This window comes from Vibrio sp. C8, assembly GCF_054051265.1.
This window is the reverse complement of sequence record NZ_JBPAOE010000022.1, coordinates 408,071-422,562: the sequence shown is the minus strand read 5'-3', so window position 1 is coordinate 422,562 and position 14,492 is coordinate 408,071. Positions and strand designations below refer to the sequence as shown.

At 42.7% G+C, this 14,492-nt stretch carries 9 protein-coding genes; 7 read left to right on the top strand and 2 right to left on the bottom strand.

Annotation, left to right across the window (positions count from 1 at the left end; all coding sequences use genetic code 11):
- Positions 1–394: 394 nt before the first annotated feature.
- Both ACRQQK_RS13185 and ACRQQK_RS13180 read left to right on the top strand, forming a co-directional pair.
- A complete protein-coding gene (locus ACRQQK_RS13185) occupies positions 395–1,501 on the top strand; it encodes a PEGA domain-containing protein (protein WP_457512082.1) in 1,107 nt (368 codons plus the stop codon).
- A 167-nt stretch (positions 1,502–1,668) separates the two neighbouring features.
- Positions 1,669–3,492 carry an SUMF1/EgtB/PvdO family nonheme iron enzyme gene (locus tag ACRQQK_RS13180; protein ID WP_457512080.1) on the top strand — a complete coding sequence of 608 codons (1,824 nt, stop codon included), beginning with the start codon at positions 1,669–1,671 and terminating at the stop codon, positions 3,490–3,492.
- Between the two features lie 94 nt (positions 3,493–3,586).
- Here ACRQQK_RS13180 and pdxH read toward each other — a convergent pair whose 3' ends face one another.
- Positions 3,587–4,222 (bottom strand): pyridoxamine 5'-phosphate oxidase, encoded by a 636-nt coding sequence (gene pdxH, locus ACRQQK_RS13175; RefSeq protein WP_457512078.1) that lies wholly within the window; start codon positions 4,220–4,222, stop codon positions 3,587–3,589.
- A gap of 284 nt (positions 4,223–4,506) precedes the next feature.
- Here pdxH and ACRQQK_RS13170 point away from each other — a divergent pair, with 284 nt between their 5' ends.
- From ACRQQK_RS13170 to ACRQQK_RS13155, 4 genes are read left to right on the top strand one after another with little or no spacing between them, the layout of a single operon-like run.
- Entirely contained in the window at positions 4,507–5,898 is a 1,392-nt protein-coding gene (locus ACRQQK_RS13170) for an HlyD family type I secretion periplasmic adaptor subunit (protein WP_457512076.1), read from the top strand.
- 56 nt (positions 5,899–5,954) lie between these two features.
- Positions 5,955–6,617, top strand: coding sequence for a transglutaminase-like cysteine peptidase (locus tag ACRQQK_RS13165; protein WP_392477186.1), 663 nt, complete (start codon positions 5,955–5,957; stop codon positions 6,615–6,617).
- Between the two features lie 5 nt (positions 6,618–6,622).
- Positions 6,623–8,533: a bifunctional diguanylate cyclase/phosphodiesterase gene (locus ACRQQK_RS13160; protein WP_457512073.1), complete on the top strand. Its 1,911-nt coding sequence runs from the start codon at positions 6,623–6,625 to the stop codon at positions 8,531–8,533.
- A gap of 17 nt (positions 8,534–8,550) precedes the next feature.
- Positions 8,551–10,665 carry a type I secretion system permease/ATPase gene (locus ACRQQK_RS13155; protein ID WP_457512071.1) on the top strand — a complete coding sequence of 705 codons (2,115 nt, stop codon included), beginning with the start codon at positions 8,551–8,553 and terminating at the stop codon, positions 10,663–10,665.
- Between the two features lie 86 nt (positions 10,666–10,751).
- On the opposite strand, the gene ACRQQK_RS13150 is transcribed toward ACRQQK_RS13155, so the two are convergent.
- The gene (locus ACRQQK_RS13150; RefSeq protein WP_457512069.1) at positions 10,752–12,425 is read right to left on the bottom strand and encodes a DUF342 domain-containing protein; all 1,674 of its coding nucleotides are present in this window, start codon (positions 12,423–12,425) and stop codon (positions 10,752–10,754) included.
- 357 nt (positions 12,426–12,782) lie between these two features.
- Here ACRQQK_RS13150 and ACRQQK_RS13145 point away from each other — a divergent pair, with 357 nt between their 5' ends.
- Positions 12,783–14,453: a sensor domain-containing phosphodiesterase gene (locus tag ACRQQK_RS13145; protein WP_457512067.1), complete on the top strand. Its 1,671-nt coding sequence runs from the start codon at positions 12,783–12,785 to the stop codon at positions 14,451–14,453.
- Positions 14,454–14,492 lie beyond the last annotated feature (39 nt).

Genomic DNA, 14,492 nt, shown 5'->3' with positions numbered 1-14,492 from the left:
TTTTCCCACAGTGATAATGCTGTACAGTATTTAACCACCAATAAACAACCATGAGCATATGCGATAATTTATAGTGATGAAATGGAGGGTATTCATCTAGTCGGAACAATGATCAAGTGCACATAAATTACGGTCAATGTGTATTCAATCGGAAAACAGCGCTGTGAATCGGAAATCGGTGCTTGCATATTTTATGAATCTGCTCAAAATGGGAAATGCACATTTATAAGATTTACAAAATCAGAGACCTAGTAGCAGGTTTCAGTAAGTTTTAGTGCTTTGAAGCTAAAAAAGCTACAGAGTTTGCATTATGAGTCGGCTTATTTAAAAGCTGTCAAAAGATTGTCTTTCCCACTATTATCAGTGGTTAAATGTTAAATTGTTGCAGGGACCTATGATCAAATATCGCATCCCAGCGCTATTGCTTGCGCTAAGCCCTCTTTGGGTAACTGCATCGGTGAACGCAGAACAAGTAACACAGGCTGATCCTGTGGCGAGCATCGATGAGAAGATAAGTATCAAACAAAATGAAATTGACACGATTTCTTCAGACTATGAAGCGGAAGGTGCCAAGCTTCAACAATTGAAAAATGAAGAAGAACGCCTCCAACGTGAAGCTGATGAATTAGATGCGAAGCGTAATAGAGCAAAATCAGCTCTAGATAAACAATACTCACGTCTATTAGATGATCCTGAAACTGATCTGATTACCTTCCAAAAGAAATATCAAGAAACTTGGGCTGCGGTAAAACAGAATCAGTCTGAAAAGTTAGCCAATGAACAGGCTGTGACAGAAAGCGAAATGCGTTTGTCTCAGATTAAGCAGAAACAAGCTCGCTTAAAAACTGAATTTACTAACTTGGAAGAAAGCCGTATTGAAGCACGCGTGAAGCGCCTTGAAGCTGAACTTCGTGAAAGCAGTGTTTTAGAAACAAGCTACAAAACTGCCTGTTCTACAACGATGACGCTTGGCGAGTGTGCTAACCAAGGCAAATACCTAACTAAGCAAAAAGCGGTTAAAACGTTTCGAGCTAAGTTACTGGACGGTGTGACTGAATCAACACTTGTTAAGCAAAACACCAACGGTGTTGAACTCAATATTCACGTTCAAGAAAGCCAAATCATCAAGAGCGGTTTTGAAGGCAACAACGATTACACCACTCAAATGCAAGCTCAGTTACAAGCAAAACCTGAAGCAGTGGCAGCGTGTAAGTTGTTGAATGTTTCTACTCGCTATTGCCTACAAGGCGCAGCTGACGAGAATGCAAACAAGAAGAACGATAAACAGTGGGCAAATGTCACTGTTCGTTCAGACCAATATAACGATTCTGTGACCATCAATGGTATTAACTATGGTAGTACTCCTGTAGAAATCGTTCTACCAGCGGGTCGTCATCAAGTCACTGTGTCTAAAGACGGTTTTGAAACATACAACCGTGTTATCACTGTGAATGGCAACGATTCTATCTGGGTAAAACTGAGACCAAACAAAAACGGCTAAGCGACGGAATACAGTAATTTTTCTGTGATGATTCACAAAGCTGATAAATAAGGCTATGTTAAAACGCCATTTTGTTACCAAGTTATTGAAAGATAGCTTCTGACAAAATGGCGTTTTCGTTTAGAATAGCCAAAACATTTTTTAAAACTTAACTGAAGTAGACAACAATGCGACAAGGTTTATCCGCTCTTCTAATAGCACTCTCACCTTGCTTAATGGCGACATCGACGTTGGCAGAAGGAACGCCTTCCTCTGTAATGGCCATTGATGACGCGCTGTTCAGTAAACATTCAGAGTTGCAGGATGCAAAAAAGGCAACCCAGTCTGATCAGACTGCTTTCGACAATCAACAACAAGAATTGGATCGTCTTAATCAACTGACAGTCAAACTCGATGCGAAGCTAAAAACAGCGAAAGCAAATTTGGAGCGTGACTATCTCAAAATGATCGATGAACCAGATCTTGACATAATGCCTTCGCAACAGGCGTATCAAGATGCGTGGTCTGAAGTGAAGCAGAACCAAAAGTCTCGCTTAGAAGCTGAACAAAAGCTGCAAGAACTGCAAACAGCTCTTGCTCAGAAACAATCTGCGCAAGGCATTATTGAACAAAACATAGCAGGTTTAGAGCAAAACAAACTTCGCGCTCGTGTGGAACGTTTACGTGAAGAATTAAAACGCACCGGCGAACAAAAAGTCAGCTTTACCAACACCTGTAACGCGGACATGACATTAGCTCAATGTAGCAACCAAACAAACGAACTCGGACTTCAAAAAGCAGTTAAACAATTCCAGAACTGGCTTGTGGATGAGACCAGCGAATCAGCAATCGTCAAACAATACCTTTCTGACGTTTCTCTCAATATTCATGTTCTAAAGCACTCTGTTGTTGAATCTGGCTTCTCAGATGGCAGCAAATTTCGCACTGTGATTTCAGCTCAGCTTGATGCTCGTCCTGCAGAAAACGCTCCTTGTAAACTTCTTAACTTAAATTCCCAATACTGTTTTGCTCCGGGTGAAGGCAATCAGACGGGTGAGAAGCAAAAAGAAGTAGCCTGGGTAAGCCTTTCTGTACGTTCAAATCAATATGCGGACAGAGTCATCGTTGATGGCGTTCAATATGGTAGTACACCTGTAGAAGTGCTGATGCCCGTTGGTAAACATCACATCATCATTGAAAAAGAAGGCTATCGCTCTTTCAACAGTGAAATTGAAGTCACCGCAGATCAGACACTACGAGCAGTCCTGAACGAATATGAAAACGTTTTGAAACCGGGTCATAAGTTTGCAGATTCATTGAAGGGCAATGCAAAAGCCCCTGAGATGATCACCATGATAAAAGGTGAATATCTGCTAGGTGATCAAGCTTCAAGACAAATTCGCCTTGATCATGCTTTCGCATTGAGTGCGACACCAATAACTGTCGGTCAGTTTGAGACATTCGTGAATCAAACCAGCTACCAAACAGATGCAGAGCTTAAAAACATCTGTATTACCGTCGACAATTCTGAAGTGACTCCTGTAGCCGAAAGTTATTGGCGTAATCCGGGCTTCAAACAATCGGCTCACTCACCTGCCGTCTGTATCAGCAAAAATGATGCTGTTGCCTACACACGTTGGCTTTCTCAACAAACGGGTTTCAAATACCGTTTACCAAGTGAAGATGAGTGGGAAATAGCCGCTCGCTCAGGCAGCCAGAATGGCTACTGGTGGGGCGATAACTTTGGGTCAGGTAAGGCGAATACAGGTTGGGGTGGTACTCAGTGGTCCAATAAGAGCACGTCTCCAGTGAGAGCATTTGAACCAAACCGTTTAGGCTTCTATGACATGGTGGGTAACGTGTGGGAATGGACCAACGATGAAAGAGGCATGGCGAAAGGTGGTGCTTGGATCTTCTCACCTGAGATGGCAAAAGCAGATAAACAGCTATTTATAGGCCCTTCCACTGCCGCCAACTATCTGGGTTTCCGTATCCTACGTGAGCTCGAATAAGTGATATACGAGCAACAAATGTGACAAAGGGGGAATGTATTCCCCCTTTGTCACATTTGTTGCTCAATTTCTTTTAGCGAAAACAAAAAAATAGTTACGGTGCTAAACGGTCAACCGTCCACTCATCGTTTGCTTTGCTGAACAAGAAACGGTCGTGTAAACGATGTTCCCCACCCTGCCAAAACTCAATGCTTTCAGGTCTGATTCGATATCCACCCCAGAAACTCGGCACTGGAATTTCTCCGTTAGCGAACTTCTGTTTCAGTTCTAAATATTTACCTTCGAGAATACCGCGAGCTGAAATACGACTACTTTGATGGCTAGCGATAGCCGCAATTTGGCTGTCTTTTGGACGAGAAGTGAAGTATTTCATATTTTCTAATGCAGTCAGCTTTTCTGCAGTGCCTGTAATATGAACTTGTCTTTCTAAAGGGTGCCAAGGGAAATGGATACTGACTTTGTTGTTGTGTTCAATGTGCTGCGCTTTTCTGCTTCCCAAGTTGGTGTAGAAAACAAAACCATTTTTATCTAGGTTCTTCAGCAGAACAATACGTTGAAAAGGCTGACCATTTTGATCAACTGTCGCAACTGTCATCGCGGTAGGGTCAGTCAATTTTGCATCAATCGCTTGTTGTAACCATAAGTTAAACTGGTCAATGGGATCGGCAAGCAAATCCTTACGTCTCAAACCACCTCGGATGTACTCACGGCGAATATCTGAAAGATCCATTTCTACTCCTCGTAATTTTTTGCCGATTGTCCTCTGAACTGTTGCAGAACTCAAGCAATTCACCAGTAGATAAATAATAACGGCTAGAAATTATGATCTTAACTAAAGTTAAGAAAAACAACTCGTAGACCAAATAGACAAGCTAACAATTCAACAAATCCATCGAAAAAACGAATGAATTCAAAAATTAAATGGAAATAGCTATACGTATTCCATAATTAACATTTATTCTTATAGGTAAATCAATAAGCAATTAGCTACGAACCGCAACATCAAGGAACACCATGAGCAAGAGTAGTTACAATAAGCTCTCCGCGACAGAACTTGAGTATGTCGACGACCAAACAGCGGCACTGCTTCTAAACACTCCGAGTAGTGCTAGGGTCATGCTTTGGGTGATGATCGCTTTCTTTATCGCAGCTTCCGCATGGGCATCTTGGGCTGAAATCGATCAAGTCACCCGTGGCCAAGGAAAAGTGGTTCCTTCTTCTCAAGTTCAAGTCATCCAAAACTTGGAAGGTGGTTTGGTTAAGCAGATTTTGGTTCGCGAAGGTGAACAAGTTCAAAAAGGTCAACAGCTGATCCTAATTGACGACACTCGCTTCCGTTCGGATTTCCGTGAGCGTGAGCAACAGGTAGCCAATTTAACTGCAAACGTGCTACAGCTCTCCGCGACACTTTCTAGTGTCACCATCGACGAAGATTTTTCTGAAAACAATTGGGAAAACAGTGTTCGCATTGATTACAACAAACTCGCCTTCCCTCCCCTGCTCAAGGACACACAACCTCAGCTGGTGGCTCGTCAGCGTGCAGAATATCAACAAGATTTGGATAATTTAAGAAACCAGATTTCGGTGATGACACAACAGGTTAAACAGAAGCAACAAGAGTTAATTGAGATTCAGGCTAGAATCAAAAACCTTCGCCAAAGCTATGACTTTGCAAACAAAGAACTGGAAATCACCAAACCTTTAGCCGATGAAGGTGTGGTGCCACGAATTGAGCTTCTCAAATTGCAACGTCAGGTGAATGACACTCGTCGTGAACTCACTTCTAGTGAATTAAAAGTACCCGTATTGAGATCAAACATTCGCGAAGCGATGCTGAGCCGGATAGATACCGCTCAAAAATTCCGTTCTCAGCAACAGCAAGAACTCAACCAAGTTCAGGATAAGCTCTCTTCAATGACAGAGTCTGCGGTGGGATTAGAGGATCGCGTAAATAGAACTGTCGTTATTTCTCCTGTCACTGGTACAGTGAAAACCCTGAATGTGAATACCGTGGGTGGTGTAATTCAGCCAGGCATGGATATCGTCGAAATTGTTCCTACTGAAGACACACTGCTTGTTGAGGCACAAATAGCTCCCCAAGATATCGCATTCTTACGCCCAGATTTACACGCTATTGTGAAATTCAGCGCTTACGATTTTACTAAATACGGTGGTTTAGAAGGCACGCTAGAACATATCAGCGCCGACACCTCACAAGATGAAGAAGGCAACAGTTTCTATTTGGTTCGAGTGCGTACCACTGAGACGTCGTTTGGTCACGATGAAAACCTACCCATTATTCCGGGTATGACCGCTTCGATAGACATTATTACCGGAAAAAGAACAGTGATGGAGTACCTACTTGAACCAATTCTTAGAGCAAAGACAAACGCCTTGCGGGAATAATACTGAATGCTCAAGCACGAACTGACCCATTTGAACAACAGTGATTGGGATACGCAATGAAGCGCTGGCTAGCTGCAACGCTTATCCTAATGACCTCATCCATATCACTGGCTCTCAGTAAACAGGAGCAACAGTGGATTGATGCTGTCTCTGCGACCTATGGTCAAAGAGCGGGTAAACGTGTGGCGACTTGGCGTTCAGAAATGACCCGTTATAAAGGCTTGTCAGAAAGAGAACAGCTCACTCAGGTGAACCGTTTTTTTAACCAGCTCTATTTCGTTAACGATATCCAGCTATGGGGCAAAAACGATTACTGGGCAACACCATTGGAATTTCTCGGCAGTAATGCAGGTGACTGTGAAGACTTCACCATTGCGAAGTATTTCTCCCTGCTTGAACTTGGCGTTTCGGATATCAAACTGCGCCTCGTGTACGTTAAGGCCATCGAACTTAACCAGTTCCACATGGTTCTTGCCTACTACTCAACACCGAATGCAGAACCGTTGATTTTGGACAACATCAACGGCGAAATAAAACCAGCTTCAACTCGTAGAGACTTATTACCTATATACAGTTTCAACGGTAAAAACTTGTGGCTAATGAAATCTAAGAACGGTCAGCTTGCTGGTGACTCTTCACGTCTTAGCCTTTGGAATGATTTACGCGCTCGCGAGCGCTCTCTTAAACTGAATAAACCACTAATCAGTTACGATGAGTAGGTACTATGACACTATATAAACAACTGGTCGCAGGGATGATCACTGTATTTGTTCTGTTGTTAGCTTCGGTATTCGTTATCGAATTTAACACGACTCGTGACAACTTAGAGCAACAACAACGCTCTGAGGTGAGTAATACGATCAATACCGTTGGTTTAGCTCTCGCACCTTACCTTGAGAAGAAAGACACCGTCGCGGTTGAGTCTGTTATTAATGCTCTGTTTGATGGAAGTACCTACTCGTTAGTTAGGTTGAAATTTCTCGATGATGACCAGCAGATTGAACGAGCCTACCCTATAAAGCCAAGTTCGGTACCTGTTTGGTTTACGAACTTAAATTTATTTCAACCGATTCACGACCAACGTGTGGTTACCAGTGGTTGGATGCAACTAGCAGAAGTAGAAATCATCAGCCACCCTGGTGAAGCTTATTCACAGTTATGGAATGCACTTATTCGCCTAAGTATTGCATTCGGCGCGATCTTCTTTGCGGGTTTAGTTGCAATATCAGTCATCGTCAAACGCGCACTTCGTCCATTACAAATGATCGTCAATAAGATGGAACAAGTTGCTCGCAACTATTTTGGCGATCCACTTCCACTGCCAAAAACCAAAGATCTTATTTCTGTGGTGGAAGGCATTAACAGCATGTCGGCACAAGTTGAAAAGTCTTTCAAAGCGCAAGCACAAGAAGCACAACAACTTCGTGAGCGTGCTTACATCGACCCTGTTTCTCATTTAGGTAACCGTGCGTACTACATGAACCAACTTAATAACTGGTTGGCAGAAAGTGCAATCGGTGGCGTTGCCATTCTTCAGGCTCAATTTATTAAAGAGTTGTACGATGATAAGGGTTACGAAGCCGGAGACGGCATGATTGGTAACTTAGCTGAACATCTAAAAGTCACGCTTTCCGCACCAAACACCACCATTGCCCGTATCTCTACCGACGAGTTTGGTTTCATTCTGCCGAACATGGACGAAGGCGAACTAAAAATGGTTGCTGAGAGTATCTTCGGCTGTGTTCAGGATATCAGTGCAGACCCTACAGGCATGACTCAAGAGAAAGTCTATCTGGGCATTGTGCATAACCAGAGCAAGAAAAATTCAACACAGATACTTTCGTTGCTAGATAACGCTGTCGCAGCTTCTAAGGCCAACGCGGAAGTGAAATATGGCTTTATCAAAGCGGAATCAGACCAAGTCATTATGGGTAAACAACAGTGGAAAGCACTGGTTGAAGAAGCCATGCACAACGACTGGTTCCAATACCGCTTTCAGGCGGCGAATGATGGTTGGGGTGAAACTTTCCACCGAGAAGTATTCTCTGCGATTGATAACGGCGAACAGCGCTATACCGCCAACCAATATCTGTTTGCTCTTGAACAGTTAAATGCGAGCCACCAGTTCGATGAATACGTCATTGATAAAATGATTGAGAAGCTAGAGGCGAACGAGTTTAATGCGCCACTGGCGATCAACATCGCTCAAAGCAGTATTGAACAGCCAAGCTTTATCCGCTGGATCACGCAAAAACTGGCCAAACATAAAGAGGTTTGCGCCCTGCTCCACTTTGAGATACCAGAAAGCTGTTTTATCAATGCGCCACACCATACTGCGCTGTTCTGCAACGCGATTCGCTCTGCGGGTGCTGAATTTGGTGTCGATAACTATGGTCGTAATTTCCAATCTTTGGATTACATCAACGAATTTAGACCTAAATACGTGAAACTGGATTATCTGTTTACTCACCACTTAGACGATGAGAAGCAAAAGTTCACTTTAACCTCTATTTCAAGAACTGCGCATAACCTAGGTATTAAGACCATCGCTTCTCGCGTTGAAACTCAGGCTCAGTTGGATTTCCTATCGGAACACTTTATTGAAGTATTCCAAGGTTTCATCGTTGATAAATAAGGATAAAGGTCAGTTTAATGCAAGATACGCTACTTAATTCACTGGTCTATGTGAGTCGTTATTATGGATTGGCGAATTCACCTGATGCGTTAATCAATGGATTACCGCTGACAGATGGCAAGCTGACTCCATTTCTTTTCCCCCGCGCTGCAGAGCGTGCGGGGCTTATCGCCAAAGAAAACCGTTCGACTCTGAAAGAAATCCCTCGCTTAGTTTTCCCTGTCATTCTCCTGCTGCGGGGAAATGAAGCTTGTGTTCTCAACAGTATTAACGAAGAGAAACAAGAAGCCGAGATTGTTACTGCAGAGTCCGGCATGGTGCCTATTGCTTACCCGTTAGAAGAGTTGAATGCCCGCTTTATCGGCCGCTACTTCATGGTGAAAAAGCAGTTTCGTTACGATGAACGTTCACCTGAAATTCTAAAAACTCGTGAAGGACACTGGTTCTGGGGCACAATTTGGCAATCAAAGCGCATTTATCGTGATGTCATATTCGCCTCTCTTTTGACAAACCTGTTTGCTATTGCAGCGCCGATGTTTACCCGTTTAGTGTATGACAAGGTACTGCCTAACCTCGCCTTTGAGACCTTGTGGGTTTTAGCCAGTGGCGTGTTTATCATCTTCCTGTTCGACTTCACATTGAAGATGCTTCGCAACTACTTTATTGATGTTGCTGGTAAGAAATCGGACATCCTCATCTCCTCAAAACTGTTCAGTAAAGTAATGGGGATTCGAATGGAGTCTCGCCCTCCATCAGTTGGTGCATTTGCTCGCCATCTACAAGAATTTGAGTCCATAAGGGAGTTCTTCACTTCAGCGACCATTTCTTCGCTGATTGATCTGCCGTTTTCGATTCTATTCCTGATCATTATTTGGTTAATGGCTGGTGATCTGGTTTACGTACCGATTATCGGTGTGTGTATTCTGATCATTTATTCTCTGCTCATTCAAGCTCCTCTTCGCCGAGCGATAGAAGAAGGCTCTCGCCTTGCATCTCAAAAATACGCGAACCTGATAGAGAGCTTAGCTGGCCTAGAAACTGTAAAGCTGTTTGGTGCACAAGGTCAGTTCCAACATCGTTGGGAAGAAGCCATTTCCCATATGGCAAACTGGAATATTAAAAGCCGCCGAATTACAGATGGTATTCAAAGCACAGCAGGTTTGGTTCAACAAGCATCGAGCGTTGGAATGATTATTTTGGGTGTCTACCTAATAGCGCAAGGGAACCTTACGATGGGTGGTCTTATTGCGGCAACGATGCTAAGCGGCCGCGCTATTGGCCCTATGGTTCAGCTATCTCTATTATCGACCCGTTACAACCAAGCAAAAGCGTCTTTGAAAATCATTGAGCAAGTAATGGCAATGCCAGATGAGCAAGAAGAAGGCAAACGCTATATTCACCGTCCGATGATTCAAGGAAAAATCGAACTGGATAAGGTGACGTTCCATTATCCAGATTCGCCAATTGCCTCAATTCGCGATTTGAGCCTGACCATTAATCCGGGTGAGAAAGTGGCGATTATCGGTCGTATAGGCTCAGGTAAAACAACCCTTGAGCGTTTAATCATGGGCTTGTACCAACCAACTGAAGGTCATGTACGCATTGACGATACCGATATTGCCCAGCTTCATCACATAGATATCCGTCGTAATATTGGCTGCGTGCCTCAAGAGAGCGTTCTGTTTTACGGCACTATCAGAGATAACATTACTCTAGGACGCCCGCTGGTGGACGACAGAGAAGTTATGGACGCCGCTAACAGAGCTGGCGTTACCGTATTTACCCAACAAGATCCCGCGGGGTTAGAGCGTCAAGTTGGTGAGGGTGGTTTATTACTATCAGGTGGTCAACGACAAGCGGTTTCAATAGCTAGAGCACTATTAGGTCGCCCTCCTGTATTACTTATGGATGAACCAACCAGTGCAATGGATAATCGCTCTGAAATGCACATTAAGAATCAAATGAAACAGCTTACCCCTAGTGAAACTTTGATTCTAATAACCCATAAAACATCAATGCTGGATGTAGTTGACCGTGTAATTGTCATGGAGAAAGGCACCATCATTGCAGATGGACCAAAATCCATGGTACTGAGCGATCTTAAACACGGCAAGATACGCGCAGTGAATTAAGAGTAGTTTGATATCAGTCCAACGACAAAGGGGAGCGAATGCTCCCCTTTGTCGTTTTCAGCCTTATTTCATTTTTAGATCAAGATTTAAACGCCAACGTCTTCACCTTCCAGTTTCGAAGACACTTGAATTTCATATTGATTGAATGAAAATATCGATGGGCCACGAACTCGTTTAGTTACTACTTTCTCTTCACCAAACTGAACCGTAACATGAGTAAACACTTTGCTTTTGGCTTCAACTGTATTCGCTGCCATAGCTAGCTCGAACTCTTCATTCAGCAAATCAAGTGAGTTCTTAACCTTCTCTAAGCGTTCATTAGCTTTCTCTTTTATCTCGTTAATTTCGAGCTCTTCTTCTTCCGTACGCTCTGCTTTAGGACGCTTCTTGAACTCCAGCTCTCTACGAATTGCATCCATCGTACCTTCTTGAGCTTGTTTGTATTGGTCTTTGTGGCTGGCAATACGTTCTTTAAAACGGTTAAAATTGGCAAAAGCTTCGAGGTGAGTAACGGTATCCCCTTCTACGCCTAAATTAAGGCACACAACTTTCCCGCCAACTTTGGCTGTACCTCCACTTAATGTACCCTGAGTCTCTTTCTCATCAAGAACGATTAGGTCTTTAGCGCAGCGAATAACATTCCCCATACTGTGAACGGCAAGATGAATATCTTCTCCGGCCTGCAGTTCTGCGTATTGTGAATAGTTCGCCTTTATAGTACTTCCAGATTTAACAGTACAACTCTTTTCTTCACCCTCGGTCGCTGTATGACCAATGATTCCTTTACCAACTTCAATATTACCCTGCGCCTGAACATCGGCTGATTCAATGAAACCACCGACCGTCACTGAGCCCGTTGCACGTACAATCATACCGGGTTCGATATCTCCAGTGATAACCACATTACCCTTAAACTTCACATGCCCAGTTGCGACACTCACGTTGTTCAGACAAATCGCGTTTTCGACGTCGATGGTTTTGTTTCTAAATACAGGCATGCCGTTAATTGATGCCAGTAGTAGATTAGGATTAGTAGGACTAATATGAGTACCGTTACCTGCCACCAGAGCAGCATCAACACCCGGCTTAGGAAGTAGAATTTTGCCTTGAACGGTGAATCCTGGTTCACCTTTAGTCGCAGGTTGACGGCGCATTACAGGATCGTTTTCACTAACTGTAATGGTTTCACCCAAATCACGCATATCTATTTTGTCTTGACCTTTTACGGTTTGAGGCGCTAACACACGTTTATTGACATCTTCGACCAACGGTAAAAACTTAGCGTCTTTACCGTTTATCGCCTCTTTTCCTTGCGCGACAGGTTGAGTAAACGTCTCACCGCCTGCCAACTTATTACTGACAACGAAGACTTTCTTCAATGCGGCTTTGTTGATGCCTTTTATTACATTCGCGTCCGCCAAGGCTTGGATGATTTCACCACTTTGAAGTCCACGGCCACCGTATGCACCTGTAACAACCATGCTTGCAATCATGTCATGTTCGCTAAGTACCACTAATACGCTTGCGTTACGCATTTCCGCGATAACAATACCTTCGTACGCTTCACCTTTGCCTTCGCTGGCACAATTGACGAAACGTGTTACTTCCTCTTCCATTAGATAGAATTTAGAAGCATCAAGATGTTGTAGCGCACTCGCTAAACTTTCTTGAGTGGCCTCATTCTTGTCGAATTTACCATCCGTTAATTTAGCGACTACACGAGTTTTATCGTTCGTGAGTGTAATGACATCCTTCCACATACAACTAAACCTTTACGGTACACATAACGTTGATTTCCAGTGTATCGAAACTGAGACGTATACCAAACATCCATATATTCAAACTAAGGCGTATATCACCCAAAAAGTCATACGCCTCCCATACACGCCTTTACAGTGTAAATTGCAGAGGCTGTACTCATTTACACAAGCAATACTTGAGCCACCTTATCTATAAGTGCTGAAACTAGCAACAACCGGATTCATCGCACAATATCAGCTAACCCGACCACATTAATGATATTAATGTAATTGATATAAATCATGTAACACATGTATCATGTACGTTTACCGTACTGTAAACGTAAGCATTCAGCGAGAGAAAGGATATTCCTTGATATGGATGAATTGATCCAAAAACGTTTTAACAACATGTTTAATTCAGCCGTAGAAGGTTTATGGATGATGATGCCTGACGGGCAAGTCTCCTTCTACAATCAACGTTTTTATGAACAATTCAACATTGACTGCCAAACCACTCTCGATAACTGGATTCAGTTAATACACCCAGATGATAGAAAACCCTTCAGCAATAATGTGACTACCCATGTTAAAGCTGTAGGTGATGACAACTGCGTAATTACCCAATACCGCGTAAAAAAGAAAGATGGCGATTACATCTGGATCGAAGGTACTGGAATCAACCAAGTGGATGATTTTGGCGAATATATGGTGGGTAACCATAAAGATGTCACCGAACAAAAGAATCTGGAAGAGTCGATCTGGCAATTGGCTTATTTTGATAAACTAACAGGCCTTCCAAACAAAGATAAGCTCATGTTAGATTTATCGAAGCGTACCTCCAGCATTACCATGGTAACAATTCATGTGTCGGGCATTAAATCTTATGTCAGCCAGTACAGCGAATTTATCCTGACCGATTTCATATCGAGTTTGTTAGAATGTTTCCACATATTTAGTCGTTATGAAAGCCAGTGTTACAGAAGCAGTTTGGATACATTTTCCGTACTTATCGCGGAAGACCTATCCGACAAAGCACTTGGGATATTAGCCAACGAATTTATCCACCAGTTCAAAACAATCGCGCGCAGCAACGTTTCCTACTTTGGTGATGCCTATCTAGGTATTTACGTTTGCCGAGAATGCGAGCTTTCATCAGAAGAAATCATTAATTCTACTTATCAGACGTGTGAATATGCAATTGAAAAATCCAAGCAAAACTGGGTGATTTATAACGACCAAATAAAGCCAGAAGTAGACAAATACTTTTATGTGGAAAACCATATAAAGCAAGCGATTGAAAATGATGAAATAACAATACACCTACAGCCTATCGTTGATGCAAGAAGTGGTAAACTGAAATCCTTTGAAGCGTTAGCTCGTTGGGAAACAGAACAATTTGGCTTTATACGTCCAGATGAATTCATTCCCGTTGCAGAGGCTCTCGGCCTTATTTCATTAGTCGGTAAAAAGATATTTTCTAAGTCAGCCGAATTTATCGTGCAATACAATCAGGCTTGGAACTGTAGTTTAAAAGTGCACGTTAACATTTCAGCACTCCAATTGCTGAAAGAGACATTTCCAGAAAAACTGTTGAAGTTAACTCATGATAAAAGAGCCAAGCCTGAAAACTTAGTTTTGGAGCTCACGGAATCAGTTCTTATCGACAACAACCAGCAAGTTTTGGAAGGACTCTATGAGTTAAATTCCATGGGGTTTCCTTTGGCTATGGACGATTTTGGTTCTGGATACAGCTCAATTACTTCTATCTTCAAGCTACCGTTCAAAATGTTAAAAGTCGATCGAGAACTTGCCAATCAATCTATCATTGAAAACGAAGCTTTTGGGTACCTTCAATTTTTATCAACTTTATGTGAAAACAAGCAGATGGAAATGACCATCGAAGGTATTGAAAATCGAGAGATGGTTGAAGCGTTTTCGCAACTCAATGTTGGTTCATATCAAGGTTATTTGATTGCAAAACCAATGCCTGTAGAACAGGCAATGCTGATTGATGGATTAAATCCTTCTTTTAATTTAAATCCTTAACAATCAGTTGGATAACGTAAATTTACAGTGTAAAACACT